Origin of the sequence: Microbacterium sp. MTN4-26 (assembly GCF_042846595.1) — a bacterium.
In the GTDB taxonomy this organism is placed as follows: domain Bacteria; phylum Actinomycetota; class Actinomycetes; order Actinomycetales; family Microbacteriaceae; genus Microbacterium; species Microbacterium luteum.
This window is the reverse complement of the sequence record NZ_BTGO01000003.1, coordinates 117936-137599: the sequence shown is the minus strand read 5'-3', so window position 1 is coordinate 137599 and position 19664 is coordinate 117936. Positions and strand designations below refer to the sequence as shown.

At 70.1% G+C, this 19664-nt stretch carries 21 protein-coding genes and 1 riboswitch; of the genes, 12 read left to right on the top strand and 9 right to left on the bottom strand.

What is annotated here, in order from left to right; genetic code table 11:
- Positions 1 to 34 precede the first annotated feature (34 nt).
- The 3 genes from gcvH to ACGG9C_RS03525 all read right to left on the bottom strand — a co-directional run bounded on the left by gcvH (position 35) and on the right by ACGG9C_RS03525 (position 3133).
- Entirely contained in the window at positions 35 to 418 is a 384-nt protein-coding gene (gene gcvH, locus ACGG9C_RS03535) for a glycine cleavage system protein GcvH (protein ID WP_071042913.1), read from the bottom strand.
- Positions 415 to 1620, bottom strand: a complete 1206-nt coding sequence (gcvT, locus tag ACGG9C_RS03530; protein WP_071042912.1) for a glycine cleavage system aminomethyltransferase GcvT — start codon at positions 1618 to 1620, stop codon at positions 415 to 417. Before gcvT ends, gcvH begins: the two co-directional genes overlap by 4 nt.
- 148 nt (positions 1621 to 1768) lie before the next feature.
- Positions 1769 to 1859: riboswitch (glycine riboswitch) on the bottom strand.
- An 83-nt stretch (positions 1860 to 1942) separates the two neighbouring features.
- Positions 1943 to 3133, bottom strand: coding sequence for a MarP family serine protease (locus ACGG9C_RS03525; protein ID WP_228480976.1), 1191 nt, complete (start codon positions 3131 to 3133; stop codon positions 1943 to 1945).
- Between the two features lie 94 nt (positions 3134 to 3227).
- Here ACGG9C_RS03525 and ACGG9C_RS03520 point away from each other — a divergent pair, with 94 nt between their 5' ends.
- Genes ACGG9C_RS03520 through ACGG9C_RS03495 form a run of 6 tightly spaced genes read left to right on the top strand, consistent with a single transcriptional unit; the run spans position 3228 to position 9845 of the window.
- A complete protein-coding gene (locus ACGG9C_RS03520; protein WP_083336351.1) occupies positions 3228 to 3953 on the top strand; it encodes an NUDIX domain-containing protein in 726 nt (241 codons plus the stop codon).
- A gap of 29 nt (positions 3954 to 3982) precedes the next feature.
- Positions 3983 to 5305 carry a quinolinate synthase NadA gene (nadA, locus tag ACGG9C_RS03515; protein WP_194384967.1) on the top strand — a complete coding sequence of 441 codons (1323 nt, stop codon included), beginning with the start codon at positions 3983 to 3985 and terminating at the stop codon, positions 5303 to 5305.
- A 10-nt stretch (positions 5306 to 5315) separates the two neighbouring features.
- The gene (gene nadB, locus ACGG9C_RS03510; protein ID WP_194384966.1) at positions 5316 to 6869 is read left to right on the top strand and encodes an L-aspartate oxidase; all 1554 of its coding nucleotides are present in this window, start codon (positions 5316 to 5318) and stop codon (positions 6867 to 6869) included.
- A complete protein-coding gene (gene nadC / locus ACGG9C_RS03505) occupies positions 6863 to 7726 on the top strand; it encodes a carboxylating nicotinate-nucleotide diphosphorylase (protein ID WP_194384965.1) in 864 nt (287 codons plus the stop codon). The genes nadB and nadC overlap by 7 nt, the downstream gene beginning before the upstream one ends.
- 4 nt (positions 7727 to 7730) lie before the next feature.
- A complete protein-coding gene (locus tag ACGG9C_RS03500; protein WP_075807065.1) occupies positions 7731 to 8858 on the top strand; it encodes a cysteine desulfurase family protein in 1128 nt (375 codons plus the stop codon).
- Between the two features lie 24 nt (positions 8859 to 8882).
- The gene (locus ACGG9C_RS03495) at positions 8883 to 9845 is read left to right on the top strand and encodes a glycosyltransferase family 2 protein (protein WP_194384964.1); all 963 of its coding nucleotides are present in this window, start codon (positions 8883 to 8885) and stop codon (positions 9843 to 9845) included.
- Here the strand turns inward: ACGG9C_RS03495 and ACGG9C_RS03490 are convergent.
- Positions 9832 to 11796, bottom strand: a complete 1965-nt coding sequence (locus ACGG9C_RS03490; RefSeq protein WP_071043359.1) for an ABC transporter ATP-binding protein — start codon at positions 11794 to 11796, stop codon at positions 9832 to 9834. The two genes, ACGG9C_RS03495 and ACGG9C_RS03490, sit on opposite strands and share 14 nt — an antisense overlap.
- Before the next feature lie 42 nt (positions 11797 to 11838).
- Here ACGG9C_RS03490 and ACGG9C_RS03485 point away from each other — a divergent pair, with 42 nt between their 5' ends.
- The 3 genes from ACGG9C_RS03485 (at position 11839) to ACGG9C_RS03475 (ending at position 14368) form a co-directional block, all read left to right on the top strand.
- Complete coding sequence (locus ACGG9C_RS03485; RefSeq protein ID WP_071042904.1) at positions 11839 to 12039, top strand: hypothetical protein; 201 nt, start codon at positions 11839 to 11841, stop codon at positions 12037 to 12039.
- Positions 12040 to 12193: 154 nt separating this feature from the next.
- The gene (locus ACGG9C_RS03480) at positions 12194 to 13711 is read left to right on the top strand and encodes a DHA2 family efflux MFS transporter permease subunit (RefSeq protein ID WP_194384963.1); all 1518 of its coding nucleotides are present in this window, start codon (positions 12194 to 12196) and stop codon (positions 13709 to 13711) included.
- A 105-nt stretch (positions 13712 to 13816) separates the two neighbouring features.
- Positions 13817 to 14368, top strand: a complete 552-nt coding sequence (locus ACGG9C_RS03475) for a type 1 glutamine amidotransferase domain-containing protein (RefSeq protein ID WP_071042902.1) — start codon at positions 13817 to 13819, stop codon at positions 14366 to 14368.
- 197 nt (positions 14369 to 14565) lie between these two features.
- Here ACGG9C_RS03475 and ACGG9C_RS03470 read toward each other — a convergent pair whose 3' ends face one another.
- From ACGG9C_RS03470 to ACGG9C_RS03460, 3 genes are read right to left on the bottom strand one after another with little or no spacing between them, the layout of a single operon-like run.
- Positions 14566 to 14937 carry a hypothetical protein gene (locus tag ACGG9C_RS03470; RefSeq protein ID WP_237673321.1) on the bottom strand — a complete coding sequence of 124 codons (372 nt, stop codon included), beginning with the start codon at positions 14935 to 14937 and terminating at the stop codon, positions 14566 to 14568.
- A complete protein-coding gene (locus ACGG9C_RS03465; RefSeq protein WP_228480974.1) occupies positions 14916 to 15410 on the bottom strand; it encodes a DNA-formamidopyrimidine glycosylase family protein in 495 nt (164 codons plus the stop codon). The genes ACGG9C_RS03470 and ACGG9C_RS03465 overlap by 22 nt, the downstream gene beginning before the upstream one ends.
- Before the next feature lie 20 nt (positions 15411 to 15430).
- Positions 15431 to 16315, bottom strand: a complete 885-nt coding sequence (locus ACGG9C_RS03460; protein ID WP_194384962.1) for a metalloregulator ArsR/SmtB family transcription factor — start codon at positions 16313 to 16315, stop codon at positions 15431 to 15433.
- Positions 16316 to 16372: 57 nt separating this feature from the next.
- On the opposite strand from ACGG9C_RS03460, the gene ACGG9C_RS03455 reads away from it, so the two are divergent.
- Complete coding sequence (locus ACGG9C_RS03455; RefSeq protein ID WP_071042900.1) at positions 16373 to 16873, top strand: GNAT family N-acetyltransferase; 501 nt, start codon at positions 16373 to 16375, stop codon at positions 16871 to 16873.
- 34 nt (positions 16874 to 16907) lie between these two features.
- Here the strand turns inward: ACGG9C_RS03455 and ACGG9C_RS03450 are convergent, their stop codons facing one another.
- The gene (locus ACGG9C_RS03450; protein WP_071042899.1) at positions 16908 to 17324 is read right to left on the bottom strand and encodes an arsenate reductase ArsC; all 417 of its coding nucleotides are present in this window, start codon (positions 17322 to 17324) and stop codon (positions 16908 to 16910) included.
- Between the two features lie 221 nt (positions 17325 to 17545).
- Here ACGG9C_RS03450 and ACGG9C_RS03445 point away from each other — a divergent pair, with 221 nt between their 5' ends.
- On the top strand, positions 17546 to 17851 hold the full coding sequence (locus tag ACGG9C_RS03445; protein ID WP_071042898.1) for a hypothetical protein: 306 nt from the start codon (positions 17546 to 17548) through the stop codon (positions 17849 to 17851).
- Between the two features lie 21 nt (positions 17852 to 17872).
- Here ACGG9C_RS03445 and ychF read toward each other — a convergent pair whose 3' ends face one another.
- The gene (ychF, locus tag ACGG9C_RS03440; protein WP_071042897.1) at positions 17873 to 18946 is read right to left on the bottom strand and encodes a redox-regulated ATPase YchF; all 1074 of its coding nucleotides are present in this window, start codon (positions 18944 to 18946) and stop codon (positions 17873 to 17875) included.
- A gap of 64 nt (positions 18947 to 19010) precedes the next feature.
- Between ychF and ACGG9C_RS03435 the strand changes: the two genes are divergently transcribed.
- Complete coding sequence (locus ACGG9C_RS03435; protein WP_071043357.1) at positions 19011 to 19619, top strand: exonuclease domain-containing protein; 609 nt, start codon at positions 19011 to 19013, stop codon at positions 19617 to 19619.
- The last annotated feature ends 45 nt before the right edge of the window (positions 19620 to 19664 follow it).

Below are 19664 nucleotides of genomic sequence, written 5' to 3'. Positions count from 1 at the left end.
ATATGGCGGGCGGCGAAGGCCGCGGCTCCGCCCGTCACGCCTGCCCGCCGGTGAGCTTCGCGTACGCCTCGTGGTCGAGGAGTCCGTCGACGGCGGCCGGGTCGACGGTGAGCTTGATGAGCCACCCCTGGCCGAAGGGGTCGGAGTTCACCAGCGACGGATCGTCCACGGCGGCGTCGTTGACGGCCGAGACGGTTCCCGTCAGCGGCGCGTACAGTTCTCCGACCGACTTGGTCGATTCGATCTCGCCGCAGACGGCATCCGCGGAGACCTCGGATCCCACACCGGGCAGTTCGACGAAGACGATGTCGCCGAGCTTCTCGGCGGCGAAGGCGGTGATGCCGATGGTCGCGGTGTCGCCGTCCAGGGCGATCCATTCGTGCTCGGCGGTGTACTTCAGGGCGGTGGTGTCGGTCATCGGTTCCTCCGGTAGAAGGGCAGGGCGGTCACGGTCGCGGGGATGCGGGTCCCCCGCACGTCGAGGGCGAGGGCTGTTCCGGGCTCTGCCTGGGCGGGGTCGACGAAGGCCATCGCGATCGGATGGCCGAGCGTGGGGCTCAGGGCGCCGCTGGTGACCTCGCCGACGATGTCGTCTCCGGCCAGTACGGCGTAGCCCGCACGAGCGGCCCGGCGGCCCCCGGAGACGAGCCCCACGAGCACCCGCGCCGCCGGGTCCTGGGCCTCGGCGAGCGCTGCCTTTCCGACGAAGTCGTCTTTGCCCATCGCGACGACGCGGCCGAGCCCGGCCTGAGCGGGACGGACATGGCGGCCGAGCTCGTGGCCGTAGAGCGGCATGCCCGCTTCGAGGCGAAGGGTGTCGCGCGCGGCGAGTCCCGCCGGAATGAGCCCTTGGGGCTCTCCCGCCTCCAGGACGGCGTCCCACAGCGCAGGCGCGGCGTCGGCGGCGATCAGGAGTTCGAATCCGTCTTCGCCGGTGTAGCCGGTGCGGCAGACGACGACGGTCGTGCCCGCGAACGCCGCTCCGCGTGCCGCGTAGGAGCCGAGATCCGCGACCGCCCACTCCTCGGGCACGCCGTCGCGTCCGACCGGCGGCGCGACGAGCTCGAGTCCGCTCACGTCGGCGAGGATCTGCGCGGCCCGGGGACCTTGGAGGGCGATCAGCGCAGAGACGTCGGAGACGTCTTCCACGCGGGGCTGGGCTCCGGCGACGAACGCGAACGAACCACTCTCGTCGGCGGCGCTCGCCGGAGTGGGTGCCGGGAAAGCGCGCAGCCGCTCGTCGAGCGCACTGCCGACCGCGTCGCGGTTGCCGGCGTTGGCGATGACGAGGAACCACTCCTCACCGAGGCGATAGACGATGACGTCGTCGACGATGCCGCCCGATTCGGTCAGGACGAGTGAGTAGGTGGCCTTGCCGATCGGGAGCGCCGAGAACCGACCCGCGAGGGCGTCGTCGAGGAAATCGCCGGCGCGGGGGCCGGTCACGAGGAATTCCGCCATGTGCGAGATGTCGAACAGGCCCGCCGCTTCGCGCACCGCGCGGTGCTCGGCGAGATCCGACGAGTAGCGCACCGGCATGAGCCATCCGCCGAAGTCGGTGAAGGAGGCGCCGAGTGCCTGGTGGCGCGTGTGCAGCGCCGTGGTGCGGGGGTCGGTCATGAGTTCTCCCGGTCCGGTCGGGCATCCGTTCGGACGAGCGGATGTGAACTCCCCCTCTGTCATGGGCCTGAGAGATTCGTCGAGGCACGGATGCCCGGACTTTCACCATCGGCGGACCCCGCGTGCAGGGTCGCTTTCCAGAGTCGGCCAGATCGGAGCGGTACGCATTACCTGAGAGATTGGCGGGGAGGCTTGCTCCTTCGGTGCCCGGTCACCCGGGGCTCTCCCGACCCGATCGTCGGCCTGTGTTGACGTGTCCGACCAGCATAGCCAGTCGGTCGAGACGGGGAACAGTCTTTCGCCGGAGTGGCGCGGCCTGCGATCAGCTCGTGCAGTCGCCGGAGGAGACCGGGTCCGTCAGACCCGGAGCGGCGGCGGCGACGTCGACGAGCTCCGTGTTGGTCGCGGCATAGCCGCGGGTGTCGTCGTTCTGCCCACGTGCGAAGACGATGCCCACGACGACCCCGTCACCGGTGAGCACCGGTCCGCCGGAATTGCCGGGACGCACGAGCGCCTCGAGGGTGTAGATCTCCCGGGGCTCGGACCGGTCGGAGTAGATGTCCGGGACCGGAACGGTGCCGGTGGAGAGCACCTGCGCGTTGTTCTGGGTGAAGGGCCCGCCCAGCGGGTAGCCCTGCACGACGGCGGCGGACCCGGGAGTGAGCACGTCGCCGAGCGCCAGCGGCTCGGCATCGAGCCCGTCGACGGCGATCACGGCGATGTCGTCGACGGCGTCGAAGTACACGACACGACCGGCGAGCGCTTGGCCGCCGGGGAGCTGCACGAGCGGCTCGTCGACCCCCGCGATCACGTGTGCGTTCGTGACGACGCGATCGGCGGCGATGACGAACCCGCTCCCGGTGGAGCTCGTGCCGCACGCATACGCGGTGCCGGAGACGCGCGCGACGGATGCCGCCGCGGTGGCGAGTTCGGGGTCGTCGAGGGCGATCGGCGGCTCCGTCGCCTCCGCCTGCGGCGCAAGCAGCTCCCCCAACCGGGGGATGCCGTCATCCAGCACGATCGCGCGAAGCTGTGCCATCGCCTGCGACACCGGCGTCGGCGTGTAGCGATCGATCGTCTGCAGCACCTGCGAGGATCCGACCGCCGGAGCGAGCATCGGCGCGCCGGTGGCGGTGACGCTCGCGCCGATGAGGGACAGGGCGAGGGCGGTGGCCACCACGCCGGCGGCCGCCCCGAGCAGCCGGTCGATGATGCGCAGCGGCGTGCGGTCGACGCCGGAGCGGATCCTGCCGGCGATGCCCGCGCCGATCGCCGTCCCGCCGAGCACCAGAACGAGGGCGAGCCCCACGACGACGAGCGAGCGCCACTCGGGATAGGGCCACGCATCGTTGACCAGGGGCACGAGCCACCACGCCGCGAGCACGCCGACGACCAGGCCGATGAGGGAGCCGAGACTGGCGATGAAGCCGCGCACGGCGCCCACGATCAACGCGATGACGAGCATCACGATCAGCACGATGTCCAGCAGCAGCACGAGTCCTCCCCCTCGCACCCTAGACGCCACAGCTATGAGACCGCCGGGCGGTGCCGACGGAGCCGCGGTTGGACTTCTGGTTCCATCGACACTAAGATCGGTCGCGGAGGTAATGGTCATGGTGACACGAAGTTCCGAGACCGGTGATGACGTCACGCGCGTCGCCGTCTCGACGGTCATCTTCACCGTGCGCCGTCGCGGCGACGCGATCTCGCTCAGCCTGCCTCTGGTGCGCCGCACCCGCGATCCCCACGAAGGACGGTGGGCGCTCCCCGGAGGGTGGCTCGACATCTCCGAGGGGCTGGATGCCGCCGCATCGCGGACGCTCGCCGAGACCACCGGTCTCCAGCCGAGCTACCTCGAGCAGCTCTACGCCTTCGGCGACGTCGACCGCTCCCCCGGCCGCGTCGTCTCGATCATCTACTGGGCGCTGCTGCGCCAAGACGACGTGGATGCGCAGCTGGCCGCCCACGCCGCGGCCGGCGACGCTCCCGAGAACGTCGCGTGGTTCGATGCGACGGACCTGCCACGGCTCGCCTTCGACCACAACGAGATCGTCGACTACGCGCTGTGGCGCCTGCGCAACAAGGTCGGCTACAGCCGCATCGCGCACGGCCTCCTCGCGGACGAGTTCACCCTCGCGGAACTGCGCGAGGTCTACGAGGCGATCCTGCGCCGGCGCCTGGACCCCGCGAACTTCCGGCGTCAGGCCGAGGGCTCGGGAACGCTCATCCCGACCGAGCGGTTCCGCACCGGAAGCCACCGCCCCGCCCGCCTCTACCGCTACAACCGCGACGTCGAGCTGGCCGATCGCGGGCCGCTCGGCGCGCGCATCTGACCGCCACCATCGAGAGAAGAGAGGACGCCATGGCCGCCACCCCCGTCACGCTGCAGCCCCGTCCCACCGACGCTTCCGTCGACCACCTCATCCAGCGCATCGTCGCCGGCTCCGACCCTGCCGACACGTGCTCGACAGACCTCGCCGACGGCCCGTGGGAGATCGATACCCGACCCGGCTACGGCCCCGGCGCGTCGATGGGCGACGTGATCCCCACCGGCGCGCCCCGGCAGGGCGAGCTGCCCGCCGAGTACCGCGAGGCGAGCGACGCCGAGCTCGACGCACGCATCCGCGCCGCCAAGGACACGCTCGGAGACCGCGTCGTCGTGCTCGGGCACTTCTATCAGCGCGAAGAGGTCGTCACCCACGCGGACTACGTCGGCGACTCCTTCCAGCTCGCGAACGCCGCGCTGGAGCACCCCGATGCCGAGGCGATCGTCTTCTGCGGCGTGCACTTCATGGCCGAGACCGCCGACCTGCTGTCCGGGCCGGAGCAGGCGGTCATCCTCCCGAACCTCGCGGCGGGCTGCTCCATGGCCGACATGGCCGACATCGACCAGGTCGAGGAGTGCTGGGAGCAGCTCGAAGAGGTCTATGGAGACATGGCCGCCGTCGATTCGGACGGCCGCGTGCCGGTCATCCCCGTCACGTACATGAACTCCTCCGCCGCCATCAAGGGCTTCGTCGGCCGCCACGGGGGGATCGTGTGCACGTCCTCGAACGCGCGCACCGTGCTGGAGTGGGCGTTCGAGCGCGGACGCCGCGTGCTCTTCTTCCCCGACCAGCACCTCGGACGTAACACCGCGAAGGCGATGGGCGTGCCCCTCGAACAGATGCCCATGTGGAATCCGAACCGACCGCTCGGCGGCTCGGACGAGGGCACGCTCGACGCCGCCCGCGTCATCCTGTGGCACGGATTCTGCTCGGTGCATCGGCGCTTCACCGTCGACCAGATCGACAAGGCACGCGCGGAGCACCCCGGGGTGCGCGTCATCGTGCATCCGGAGTGCCCCATGGCCGTCGTCGACGCCGCCGACGAGTCGGGATCGACGGACTACATCCGCAAGGCCATCCGGGCGGCCGCGGAGCCGACGACCTTCGCCATCGGCACCGAGATCAACCTCGTGCAGCGGCTCGCCGCGGAGCACCCGCAGCACACGATCTTCTGCCTCGACCCGGTGGTCTGCCCGTGCTCGACCATGTACCGCATCCACCCGGGATATCTCGCGTGGACGCTCGAGGGCCTTGTCGCCGGGCGCGTTGAGAACCGCATCACGGTGCCGGCCGAGGTGGCCGATCCCGCGCGTGTCGCGCTCGAACGGATGCTCGCCGCCAAGCCCCCGGCGGCGTGAGGTGAGACCCGTGCGAACCCTCGTCGTGGTCGGGAGCGGAATCGCCGGCCTCACCGCCGCCCTGCACAGCGCCGCGCGCGGCATCGAGGTCACCGTCGTGACCAAGAGCGCACTCGACGACACGGCGACCGCGTGGGCGCAGGGCGGCATCGCCGCCGTGACGTTCCCCGACGACAGCGTCGACGCGCACGTCGCCGACACGCTGACCGCCGCCGCGGGGCTCGGCGACCCGAGCGCGGCGCGGATCGTGGCCGAGTCCGGAGCATCGGCGATCGCGGAGCTGGTGGCACGCGGGGTCGTCTTCGACACCGACGACACCGGACGCTTCGTCCGCGGTCTCGAGGCCGCGCACTCCTCCGCGCGGGTCATCCATGCCGGCGGCGACGCAACCGGTCGCGAGATCCAGCGTGCCCTGTCGGCGATGGTGCGACGAACGCCCGGGATCGCCGTGCGGGAGCACTGCTTCGCCGCCGACATCGTCATCGAGCATGGCCGCGCATGCGGCGTGACGATCCGCGACGGCGAGGTCCTGACCGCCGATGCCGTCGTCCTCGCCACCGGTGGCGCGGGGCACCTCTTCTCGCACACGACCAATCCTCGTATCGCGACCGGCGATGGCATCGCCATGGCCCTGCGCGCCGGGGCGGCCGTCGCCGATCTGGAGTTCGTGCAGTTCCACCCCACCGTGCTCGCTGCGCCCGAGCCGTTCCTGGTGTCGGAAGCCGTCCGTGGCGAGGGCGCCGTGCTCATCGACGACACCGGACGCCGCTTCGCCCTGGACGCTCATCCCGACGGCGAGCTCGCCCCCCGCGATGTCGTCGCCCGTGCAATCGCCGACGCGATGATGCGGCAGGGCGGGCGGCCCGTGCATCTCGACGCCACCGGTCTCCGTCACGATGCCGACGCCCTTACCGCCTTCCTCGCGGCCCGCTTCCCCACGATCGACCGCGCCGTGCGAGCGGCCGGAATCGACTGGTCGCGGACGCCGATCCCGGTAACGCCGGCGGCCCACTACCTGATGGGCGGCGTCGTCACCGACCTCGACGGCCGCACGAGCGTTCCGGGTCTGATGGCCGCGGGTGAGACGGCACGGACCGGACTGCACGGCGCGAACCGGCTGGCCTCCAATTCGCTTCTCGAAGGGGTGGTGTTCGGTGCGCGGGTGGCAGCCGCAGCCGACGCGGGCAGCCGGTCCGGCATCACAGCGTCCCGCGCGACCCCGCCGGTAGCCGCAGCACTTCCCGCACGGAACACGGGAGCTCCGACGACGCCGTTCACCCGCGCCGCCCTGCAGGATCTGATGTGGCGACACGCCGGACTCCTCCGCGACGGCGAGGGTCTCCGTCAGGCCGCGGAGACGGTCGCAGCATGGCGGAGTGCCCGGCCGGAGACCGCGGCGAACGACTCCGGTGCCGAAGACGACAACCTGCTGCTGGTCGCCGAGCACATGCTCGCGGCGGCATCCGCCCGTACCGGCTCGGTCGGTGCCCACGTCCGCATCGATGAGCCGAACGCCGGTCCGTCCGCGCACCGCTCCCCCGCCCTGATCGGAGCCCCATGCTGACCCGCCGTGTGATCGACCGGATCGTCGAGGCCGCACTCGACGAAGACGCGCCCTGGGGCGACCTGACCAGCGAGACCCTGATCCCCGAAGACGCCGTCGCCCGCGCAGAGTTGACCTCGCGTGAGCCGGGCGTCTTCGCCGGCGGCACCGTCTTCGCAGCGGCGTTCCGACTCACCGACCCGTCGATCGACGTCGACGTGCGCTACGCGGACGGTGAAGCGTTCGCGGCGCGACGCACGCTCGCGGTGGTCACCGGAGCGGCGCGCGCCGTGCTCACGGCCGAACGGGTGGGTCTGAATTTCGTGCAGCGGATGTCGGGGATCGCCACCCTCACCGCCCGGTACGTCGCCGAGGTCGCGCACACGGGCGCGCGCATCGCCGACACGCGCAAGACCACGCCGCTCCTGCGCACCTTCGAGCGTCACGCGGTTCGCTGCGGCGGCGGCCACAACCATCGCACATCGCTCAGCGACGCCGTGATGGTCAAGGACAACCATCTGGCGGTCCTGAAGGACCGGGGCGTCTCCGTCACCGCGGCCCTGAACGGTGCCATAGCGCGGCTTCCCCACACGACCCACGTCGAGGTCGAGGTCGACCGGCTCGACCAGCTCGACGCAGTCCTCGCGGCCGGTGTGGGCACGATCATGCTCGACAACTTCTCCCTCGACGATCTGCGCGCCGGCGTGCAGCGGATCGGCGGCGCAGCGATCGTGGAGGCGTCGGGAGGGGTCTCGCTCGAGCAGGTGCGCGCGATCGCCGAGACCGGCGTCGACGTCATCTCTGTGGGAGCTCTCACGCACTCAGCCCGCGCTCTCGACCTCGGCCTGGACATCCGGGTCGCGGCATCGGAGGCGTGAGGAGGTGTCGGGCCTCTACCTGGACAACGCCGCCACGACACCGGTGCGGCGTGAGGTGCTCGAGGCGATGTCGCCCTTTCTCACCTCGGCATACGGCAACCCCTCCAGCCACCACACCGTCGGCGAGCAAGCCGCGGCGGCGCTCGACGACGCCCGGCGCCGCGTGGCGCGGGTACTCGGCGTGCGGCCCGGCGACATCGTGTTCACCTCCGGGGGGACCGAGGCCAACAACCTCGCGATCAAGGGCATCGCGCTGGCGGCCCTGCAGAACTCCGGCGCGCGGCATGTGATCACGTCCCCGATCGAGCACGAGTCCGTGCTCGCATCCGTCGGCTATCTGCGTCGGCTGCACGGCTTCGAGGTGACGGTGCTCCCCGTCGACGCCGACGGGGTCATCGATCCCGGCGACCTGGCCGGTGCCGTGCGGCCGGACACGGCCGTGGTGAGCATCGGGCTGGCCAACAACGAGATCGGCACCGTGCAGGATGCGGCCGCGCTGGCCGACGCTCGTGGGTCGGCGCGTCTTCACCTCGACGCGGTGCAGGCCGCCGGGTGGATGCGCCTGTCCGGGCTGGGCGCCGACGCGCTCACGCTCGCAGGACACAAGCTCGGCGCCCCGAAGGGCATCGGCGTCGCGATGATCCGCGGGCGGATCCCCCTCGAGCCGGTGATCCACGGCGGCGGTCAGCAGCGCGATCGACGATCGGGGACCGAGAACGTCGCGGGCGCGGTGGGCTTCGCCGTCGCGCTCGAACTCGCCGAGGCCGAGCGCGAGGAGGCCGCGGCCCGGGTCGCGGCGGCGCGGGACGCCTTCGTCGCGCGCGTGCTGCGCGAGGTTCCCTCGGCACGGCTCACCGGTCACCCCCAGAGGCGCCTCCCGGGAACGGCGAGCTTCACCTTCGCCGGCGTCAGCGGCGAAGCGGTGCTGCTCGAATTGGAGCGTCGCGGCGTGATCTCCTCCAGCGGATCGGCGTGTGCGGCGGGAAGCGAGGAAGCCTCCCACGTGCTCACCGCGATCGGTGTCGAGCACGATCTCGCCCGCACCGCGGTGAGATTCACCCTGCCGCACGCGTGGGTCGGGTCGCTGGATGCCGTCGCCGTCGCCGTCGCCGCCTCGGTCGCCGCGGTGTGACGCGGCAGCTGGAGGATCAGGCACGTGACGAGTCCTGCGATCACCGTGATCGTTCCCGGCTGGAACGTCGCCGGCTACGCACCCGCCGCCCTCGCCTCCCTCAGGGCGCAGACCCGCGAGGACTGGACCGCCGTGCTCGTCGACGACCGGTCGGACGACACCACCGCCGAGGTCTTCGCGACAGCCGCCGCTTCCGACCGCCGCTTCCGCCTCGTGCGGCACGAGCACCGGCGCGGGCTGGGCGCCTCACGCAACACCGGGCTCGCCCGCGTCGGCACCCCGTACCTCGGCTTCCTCGACGCCGACGATGAGCTCACCCCGACGGCGCTGGCCACCCTGCTGGGCGTCCTCGAGGAAACCGGCAGCGACTTCGCCGTCGGGGCGTACACCCGACTTCGTCCCGACGGCCGCGGCGGCTACGTCGAGGGCGAGGTGCAGCCGTGGGTCGCGGCGGCGACCGCCCCCGCCCGGCGAGCGACCACTCTGGCGGCGCATCCGGCCGCCGGAGGAAACGTGGTGGCGTGGTCCAAGGTCAGCCGGTCGGACTTCTGGCGGCGAGCCGGCCTGCGATTTCCCGAGGGTCGCCTCTACGAGGACCAGGTGCTGGCCCAGCAGATGTACACGCGAGCCCGCCGGTTCGACACGGTGCCCGACGTGGTCGTGCGCTGGCGCGTGCGTGCCGACGGCTCCTCGATCACCCAGCACGAGGAGCGGGTGGAGGTGCTGCGGGACTGCCTCGACGCGATGACGGCGGGGCTGGGCGTCCTCGACGCGGCGCGCGTGCCGGCCGCCCTGCAGGAGCGGGTGCTCCTCATCCTGTCGATGGATGTGCCGCGCCTCGTGCCCATCGCCGAATCCCACCCCGACCCCGCCTACCGCAAGCTTCTGGGTGCGTTCACCCGCGATGTCTGGGATCGCGCCGAGTCCGCTCGCACGCGGCTCGATCCGGCGCTGCGGGCGACGATCGACGCGGTCAGCCTCTGGTGACGACTTCGGGGTCGACGACGTCATCGGGGGCCCGGTCGCCGCGACGTTCGGGCATCGGGGGATGCGGCTCCGCCTCCTCGGTCTCCAGGATGCGGGAGGCCGCCAGCTGCTGGGCCGCGAGTTCCGCGTAGAGGCCGCCCCGGGCGACGAGGTCGCCGTGCGTGCCGGACTCGACGATGCGGCCGCCATCGACGACATGGATCACATCGGCGCCGATCACCGTCGACAGCCGGTGCGCGATCGACAACGTCGTGCGCCCCCGCGATGCCGTCTCCAGCGCTTCCTGCACCACCCGCTCCGACACCGTGTCGAGTGCGGAGGTCGCCTCGTCCAGGAGGAGCACGGGCGGGTCCTTCAGCAGCACGCGGGCGATCGCGATGCGCTGCTTCTCCCCGCCGGACAGCCGGTATCCCCTCTCGCCGACGACGGTGTCGTACCCGTCCGCGAATCGCGCGATGACGTGGTGGATGTTCGCCGCGCGACATGCGCTTTCGAGCTCGGCGTCGGTCGCATCGGGCTTGGCGTAGCGCAGGTTCTCGCGGATGGACGCGTGGAACAGGTACGTCTCCTGCGACACGATGCCGACGTGGTCGATGATCGACGCGCCAGCGAGGGTCTCGACGTTCGCCCCGGCGAAGCGCACCTCGCCGCCGGTCGCGGCGTACATGCGCGGGGTGAGATAGAGGATCGTCGTCTTGCCCGCGCCCGAGGGCCCGACGAACGCGACGTGCTGTCCCGGCTCTACCTCGAAGGAGACGCCGTCCAGGGTCGCGGCGGTGTCCGGGGCGGCATCCGGATACCGGAACGCGACATCGCGGAACTCGACACGACCGAGCGGGCCGGGAGCGTCGTCGACGCTCATGGCGTCGGGGCGGTCGCTGATCGTCGGTGTCAGGTCGAGGTACTCGAAGATGCGGGCGAACAGCGCCGAGGACGTCTGGAGGTCGAGCGCGACGCGCATGAGGCCCATGAGCGGCATGAGCAGGCGCGCCTGCACGGTCGTGAAGGCGACGATCGTGCCCGCGGTGATCGCGTCGGCGCCGCCGGTGATGAGATAGCCCGCGACCAGGTAGATGATGGCCGGAACACTGGACATCAGCACCTGCACGACCGCGAAGAATCCCTGACCGCTCATGGCCCGGCGCACCTGCAGCCGCACCTGATTGCGGTTCTCCTCCTGGAAACGCTGCGACTCGGTGCGCTGCCGGTTGAAGGACTTCGACAGCAGGATGCCGGACACGCTCAGGGTCTCCTGGGTGATGGCCGTCAGCTCCGACAGCGACTCCTGGGTCTCGCCGGCGATGCGGGCCCGCACCTGACCGACTCGCCGCTGCACGATCACCAGGAAGGGCATGATCGCGACGGCGATGAGCGTGAGGCGCCAGTCGATGATCACCATCGCGACGAGCGAGGCGACGACGGTCACGGCGTTGCCCAAGATGCTGGTGACGGTGTTGGTGAGCACCCCGGCCACACCGCCGACGTCGTTCTGCAGACGGGACTGGATGGCACCGGTCTTGGTGCGCGTGAAGAAGGCCAGTTCCATGGACTGCAGATGCTCGAACAGGCGCACGCGCAGATCGCCCGTCACGCTGTTTCCGACGGTGGCGGTGAGCCAGGTCTGAATCACCGACAGACCTGAGGAGAGCAGGAAGAGTCCGATCATCGCGGCCACCAGCACCACGAGCAGTGAGAGATTCGGAGCCGATCCGTCGACGGGGAACAGGGCGTCGTCGAACACGCGCTGCACCAGCAGAGGCGGGATGACCGCGACCGCCGCGGCGGCGATCACCAGCACCGCGGTGACCGCGATGCGCCCCGCGTAGGGCCGGAACAGCGCCACCACGCGGGACCCCAGATTCCGCACCCGCGGAGCCTGCGCGTTCTGTCGACGCTGCGCGGCCTCGTCGACACCGCGGAAGCCTCCACCGCGGCCGGGCGGCCCGAGCATCGTCATGGATTCAGGCTAACCGTGCACGGTAGGCTCGGCTCCATGAGCACCTCCGGCGACCAGCCTGCACACGACGGATCCGACCTCGAGGCGCTGCGCGAGGAGATCGACGAGCTGAAGAAGGTGCCCGTGGAGGAGATGGTCAACCCGACGCCTCACGGCTGGCAGGACCGCGAGCCCACGCCGGAGCCGACCGACGCGATCGGGTCCGAGCAGTGGGACGACGAGGCCTCCGACAGCTGAGACTCCGACAACTCCGCGGAAAAATCCGCGGAGTGGGAATACCGGTGTCGGCTGCCGCCGTTAGCCTGTGACGTGCGCCGTTTTCGGCGCGGTTCTGCTGCGCGCTCGCGCATCCTCTCCCTCTCGCTCGCGCGACCGATCCATCGGAGACCCCATGGCCGCCACTGACGTCCAGCCCGGCACCGGCACCGTCGGCCTTCCTCGCACGGGCACGGTCTCGGCCGACGGCAACCGGGTCATCTGGCTCCTCCTGGCCGCGGCCTTCGTCGCGATCCTCAACGAGACGACGATGGGTGTGGCCATCCCCCACCTCATCACCGATCTCGGCATCACCGCCGTCGCGGCGCAGTGGCTGACCACGGCGTTCATGCTCACGATGGCCGTGGTCATCCCGATCACCGGCTTCCTCCTGCGCCGCTTCCCGACACGGGTGATGTTCATCGCGGCGATGAGCCTGTTCTCGCTCGGGACCCTCATCGCCCTGGTCTCGCCCGGCTTCCCGACCCTGCTGGTCGGACGCGTGGTGCAGGCTTCGGGCACGGCGATCATGATGCCGCTGCTGATGACGACCATCATGAACGTCGTGCCGCCGCACGCGCGCGGCCGGATGATGGGACGCGTCAGCATGGTGATCGCGCTCGCACCCGCCATCGGTCCGACGATGTCCGGCGTGCTGCTGGACACCCTCGGCTGGCGCTGGATCTTCGGCATCGTGCTGCCGATCGCCCTCGCGGCGCTCGCGGTGGGCGCGATATGGATCCGCAACATCGGTGAGACGATCCGTGAGCCGATCGACGCACTCTCCGTGGTCCTGTCCGCGTTCGGGTTCGGCGGCGTCGTCTACGGCCTGAGCCAGATCGGCGGCGCGGCCGCACACGGTGGCTCCGCCGCCGAAGAGGCCGCCGGTACGGCCGCCACCACGACGCTGATCGTGTCTCTCGCGGTGGGCGCCATCGCCCTCGCCCTGTTCGCGTGGCGCCAGATCGCGCTGCAGACGCGCGGCGTGCCCCTGCTCGATCTGCGTGTGTTCCGTTCGGCGAACTTCTCGCTCTCGGTCGCCCAGTTCGGGCTGCTGTCGATCTCGTTCTTCGGCGCCATCACGATCATTCCGCTCTACATGCAGAACGTGCTCGAGGTCTCCGCCTCGGTGACGGGGCTGGTGGTCCTCCCCGGCGCGCTGCTGATGGGACTCGCCGGTCCCGTCGTCGGACGCCTCTACGACCGCTTCGGGCCGCGGGTGCTGCTCTTCCCGGGCTCGATCATCGCTTCCGGCGTGCTGTGGATGTTCACGACGTTCGATCAGAACACGCCGATCTGGCTCATCCTCATCGCGCAGACCGCCCTGTCGCTGGGCCTGGCGATGTCGTTCACCCCGCTGTTCACGGCCTCACTGGCCTCGCTCCCCCGCCGGTTCTACTCCTACGGTTCGGCGGTCGTCAGCACCATGCAGCAGGTCGGCGGCGCCGCGGGCATCGCTCTGCTCGTCGCCGTCATGTCGGGGGTGCAGACGGCCGCCATGGACGCCGGCACCGACGAGATCGCGGCCGGCGCCCAGGGCGCGCACGCCGCGTTCCTCATCTCCGCGATCGTGTCGCTGACCCTCATCGTGGGCGCGTTCTTCATTCGCAAGCCGGATGAGTCCGACGACGCACCCGCACCGATGGCGCACTGACCGGCGACGTCGGTCGGTAGCGTCCGCGCCGCGGGCGCGCAATCCCCTCCGAGGGTTCGCGACCTTCACCTAACGTGGAGCCGACCGACCGAAAGGAGTCATGCGATGACCGAGAACATCGACGGCAAGAAGGTCGCCTTCCTCCTGACCGACGGGTTCGAAGACAGCGAACTGACCAGCCCCTGGGGTGCGGTGACATCCGCCGGCGGACAGGCGACACTCGTCTCCCCCGCCGACGGGACCGTGACCGGCAAGAACGGCCACGAGCAGAGTGTCGACCTCGATGTGGCATCCGCGCAGGCGGACCGGTTCGACGCGCTCGTGCTCCCCGGCGGTGTCGTGAACGCCGATCATCTCCGGATGGACGACCGGGCTGTGGCGTTCGTGCGCGCGTTCTTCACACAGCACAAGCCCGTCTCCGTGATCTGTCACGGAGCCTGGATCCTCGCCGATGCCGGGGTCCTGGAAGGGCGCACGCTCACGAGCTACCCCAGCCTCAAGACCGACCTGCGCAACGCCGGGGCAACCTGGGTCGACGAGGAGGTCGTCGTCGATCAGGGACTGACCTCGAGTCGCACGCCCGACGATCTGCCGGCCTTCAACGCCAAGACGGTGGAGGAGATCGCCGAGGGTCAGCACGCCGGCCAGACGGCCTGAACCACACGCGTGAGGGGAGCCGGGCCTCGACCCGGCTCCCCTCACGTCATCGCGGAATCACTCGCCGCCGCAGGCGCCTCCGCCGCAGCAGGAGCCCTCGGATGCGGTCTCGATGGTGGCGAGCAGCTTCTTGTCATCGACCGGAGGGGTCGGCAGGTTCGACGTGGTCATGTCCCGATCGTATCGCCGTGCGCACGTCATGTCAGCGGCACACCGCTCGTCTGACACCCCGGGCAGTACTGAGCGCCGCCGCGCGACCCGGGTACGTCGTGGATGACGCCGCCGCACACGGGGCACGCCTCGTGTGCGCGTCCATGAACACGCATCGCCGCCGTTTTCGCGGCCTTCTGGTGCGCGATCGGCACGGTGGCTCTCGCGGTGACGGCGTCGTGGAGCGCGGAACGGAGAGCGTCATACAGCCGGTCGCGTTCATCCTCGGTGAGGGTCGACGCCTGCGCGAGCGGTGACAACCCGGCGATGTGCAGGATCTCGTCGGAGTACGCGTTCCCCACCCCCGCGAACGACTTCTGCTCCTGCAGGAGGGCCTTCAGCTGTTTGCGCCGTCCCACCACCACGCCGTCGAAGTCAGCGCGCGTGTAGTCGGATCGCGCCGGATCCGGCCCCAGCGCGGCGATGGCCGGCAACGTATGCGCGTCTTCGACCAGCGCGAGGGAGAACGACAGCCAGTCCGCCGCAAGCGGATCGGCCCATCGCGATCCGTCTCGAGGGTCGCGACGACGGGCGGCTCGTCGCGTTGGCCGTCGGTGTCGCCGCCGTCGCCGTCATCCGATCCATCGCCAGGCCAGCGTGCCCACCCGGCGCGCCCGTAGGAGATGACCAGAACACCGCGGTCGGTCGCGACGAGCGTGTGCTTGCCGGCGCGTGTGACGTCCGTGATCACCGCGCCCGCCAACGTCTCGGGCCGGCGATCGCGGCTCTTCCACACGCGGAATTCCGCGAGGTCGATGCGCACGATTCGCGCATCCAGGAGTCGAGATCGCAAGGCCTCTGTCAGTGCGTGAACCTCGGGCGACTCCGGCATGCGCTCATCATGTCATCGGATCACGCGGCCGGCACCAATTCGCTGTAGAGCGCGCGCACGCGACGGTCGATGTCATCGCGGATCGCCCGCACGCCGGCCGGCGGCAGCCCCGCCGGGTCTTCGAGATCCCAGTCGAGATATCGTCGCCCGGGAAGCACGGGACATGCGTCACCGCATCCCATGGTGATGACGACGCTGGCAGCGCGCACCGCCTCTTCCGTGAGCGGCTTGGGGAAGTCTCCCGTGGCCGGAATGCCGATCTCATCGAGCGCAGCGATGATGCTCGAACGCACCTCGGTGGCCGGCTGCGAACCCGCAGTCGCGACGCGGAGCCGGTCGCCGGCGAGGTGACGCAGAATTCCCGCCGCGAGCTGGGACCGCCCGGCGTTCTGCACGCACACGAAGAGCACATGCGGCGTGTCGTCGGGGCCCGCGTCGGCGCGCGCCAAGGCTTCGAGCCGCGATGAGGCGAACGCTGCCGTGCGCGACGCGAGAAACGGCGCCGCTGTGTCGTCGCCGCGCAGGCGGACAAGGCTGTCGGTCACGACCGATCGGATCGCCTCGACGACGAAGACGCCACGGAATCTCGTGGTGAGGTCCGCGACGATGCGAGCTGTGTCCGGCTCCGGCCCGATCTTCTGCCCGAGGAACGCCGCGATCCTGTCGTCTTCGTCCGGATGGATCGCGTACCAGACGCGACGGCCTTCCGGCTTGCGCACAAGGAATCCCTCGGCGAGCAGCGCCTTCATGTGGTGGCTGATCGTGGGCTGCGTCAGTCCGAGGGTCGCTGCCAGCTCTCCGACGAGCGCGCGCCCGTCGTCGGAATCCCGGATGAGGCGCAGGATGCGGGAGCGTGTGGGATCCCCGAGCGCCGTCAGGCGTCGCTCATTCGCAGCCGCATGCATAGATGTGAGTCTATCTCTCGCTCCGGCGATCGGTGGCGAGACGGATACGCTGACCTCGTGACTCCGCGCCTTCTCCCCCACGACGCCGTCCTCCGGCCGGCCCAGCCCGGCGACGAACAGGGGCTTCTCGACAGCATCCGACGCCTCGCGGCCTACGAGCGCGAACCCGATGCCGTCGAGAACACCGTCGAGATGATCACCGACCGGTTCTTCGGCGCAGCACCGAAGGTCTTCGCCCACGTCGTGGAGCGCCAAGGTCGGATCGTCGGGATCGCCGTGTGGTTCCTCACGTACTCCACGTGGACCGGGACGCACGGCATCTGGCTCGAGGATCTCTTCGTCGAGGAGACCGAGCGTGGCCGGGGATACGGGAAAGCCCTCATCGCGGCTCTCGCTCACGAGTGCCGCGCGCGGGGCTACTCCCGCCTGGAGTGGACCGTCTTGGACTGGAATGCGCCGTCGATCGCCTTCTACCGCGGGTTGGGAGCCATCCCGATGAAGGAATGGACCACGCAGCGGCTGACCGGTGAGGCTCTGGCAGCACTCGCCTCGGAGTGACCGGACCGCGCAACACCCTGGCCCTGCGTACCGGTCATGCCGCACCCTCTTCGGCGAGCAGGTCGGCGAGAAGGGCCTCGACACGGCCCCGGATCTCGTCGCGGATGGGGCGCACCGCCTCGATTCCCTGGCCGGCCGGGTCGTCGAGCTGCCAGTCCTCGTAGCGCTTCCCGGGGAAGATGGGGCACGCGTCGCCGCAGCCCATCGTGATCACGACGTCGGACTCCTTGACGGCGTCGACCGTCAGGACCTTCGGGGAGTTGCCCGCAATGTCGATGCCCTCTTCGGCCATCGCCGCCACCGCGACGGGATTGATCTCGTTCTTCGGCGCCGATCCCGCCGAGAGCACATCGACGCGACCGGCGCCGAGCTCCTCGAGGAACCCGGCCGCCATCTGCGAACGGCCGGCATTGTGGACACACACGAAGAGGACAGACGGCTTGCCGGTCATGACGGCTCCTTCACGGGATGGAGAACACGAGATCGAGGGGCGGTGCCGGTGGGACCCCGACTCCACAGCAGCCTGGGCTGCTGTGCAAAAGCATAGATGGCTATCTATGCTTCGTCCAGTCTGTGCTGTGCGTATCCGCTCCGACGGCTATGTCGGGGGCCCGACATAGCCTCGGAATCACATCGAGAGCGTGCCCCTCTCCCGACGATCGGAGCACGCCCATGTCCTCATCCACGAACAGCAACCGTCCGACACCGATGCCGAGAGGTTTCGATGTCTACGCCGTCGCCTGTTGCCACCTCTTCCGACAGGAGCGCTCGGTGCGCTACGTCGTGCACGGACCCGACGGCTGGTCCTTCTCCTGCGGCGGCGTCGATCACGATCCCGAGTGCTGGGGAACCACGCACACGCATCACCTGCTCGACATCGACGCATCCCTTGCCGAGATCGCCATGCTCCCCGTCGGCGCGGAGACGATGCGGTTCACCGCATCCTCACCCTGGCTTCGTCTGCCTGATCTCGCGTGAGATCCGACTGCGGGCACGGGCTCAGTTGTTGAAGCGGAACTCCACCACGTCGCCGTCGCGCATGACGTATTCCTTGCCCTCGAGGCGGGCCTTTCCGCGAGAGCGAGCCTCCAGGACCGAACCGCACGCGACGAGGTCGTCGAACGAGATGACCTCCGCCTTGATGAAGCCCTTCTCGAAGTCGGTGTGGATGACGCCCGCCGCCTGCGGAGCCTTCGCGCCCTGCGGGATCGTCCAGGCGCGCGCCTCCTTCGGCCCGGCCGTGAGGTACGTCTGCAGGCCGAGGGTGTCGAATCCGATGCGGGCGAGCTGGTCGAGGCCCGATTCTTCCTGACCGGTCGCGGCCAGCAGTTCCGCGGCGTCCGCGGCGTCGAGGTCGATCAACTCGGACTCGATCTTGGCATCGAGGAACACAGCCTGAGCGGGGGCGACCAACGCCGCGAGCTCGGCCTTGCGCGCATCGTCCGTGAGCACGGCCTCGTCGACGTTGAAGACGAAGATGAAGGGCTTCGATGTGAGCAGCCCGAGCTCCTTGATGGGCTCGAGGTCGAGGCCCGCTCCGGAGAGAAGGGTCCCCGCGTCCAAGGCATCCTTGGCGGCGACGGCCGCGGCCAGCACGGCAGGATCGGTCTTCTTGCCCCTGACCTCCTTCTCGAACCGCGGGATCGCCTTCTCGAGCGTCTGCAGGTCGGCCAGCTGAAGCTCGGCGTTGATCGTCTCCATGTCGCTCGCGGGATTCACCTCGCCGTCCACGTGAACGACATCGTCGTCCGCGAAGCCGCGAACGACCTGCGCGATGGCATCGGCTTCACGGATGTTCGCGAGGAACTGGTTGCCCAGACCCTCCCCTTCGCTCGCGCCCCGCACGATGCCGGCGATGTCCACGAACGACACCGTCGCCGGCAGCACCCGCTCGCTGGAGAAGATCTCGGCCAGGCGGGCCAGGCGCGGATCGGGCAGACTCACCACCCCGACGTTGGGCTCGATCGTGGCGAACGGATAGTTCGCCGCGAGCACCTGGTTCTTGGTCAGCGCGTTGAAGAGGGTCGACTTGCCGACATTCGGGAGTCCGACGATTCCGATGGTGAGAGCCACGGGAGTCCAGTCTAGGGCGGCGCGCCTGCGCGAGAAGACGCCGCTCGCACGCGATGCTGTCGACGTGTCACTGGATTTCACGGCGATCGACTTCGAGACGGCGAATTCCAGCAGCGCATCGGCCTGCGCCGTCGGACTCGTCCGTGTGCGCGCCGGAGAGGTCGTGGCGAAGACCGGATGGCTGATCAGGCCACCTGTCGGTCACGATGCGTTCTTCGAACTGAACACCCGCATCCACGGAATCCAAGCCCGGGACGTTGCGGATGCGGCGACGTGGACCGAGCAGCTCTCGGACATCGCCTCGTTCGTGGGCGAGGACATCCTCGTCGCCCACAACGCCGGCTTCGACATGGCCGTCATCAAGCGCGCATGCGAGGCGACCGGTGACGAGTGCCCGCCCTATCGGTACGCCTGCAGCCTTCAGGTGGCCCGCCGGGTGTACTCGCTCGAGTCGTATCGCCTGCCGTTCGTCGCCGCCGAGGCCGGTTTCGCCTCCTTCGCGCACCACAACGCCACTGCCGACGCGCTCGCCTGCGCGCACGTGATGGTGGACGCCGCGCGCCGTGCCGGTGCCGCCGACATCGTGGCCCTCGCGGAGGCGACCGGGGTGAGGGTCTCGCAGATCGCACCGGCCACGGCAGGTCGCGCGGCATCCGCCGTCGTCGCCGCCTGATCGATCGCGCCGGCCTGGCCGGGACGGCGGCCCCGTCGGTCGGGA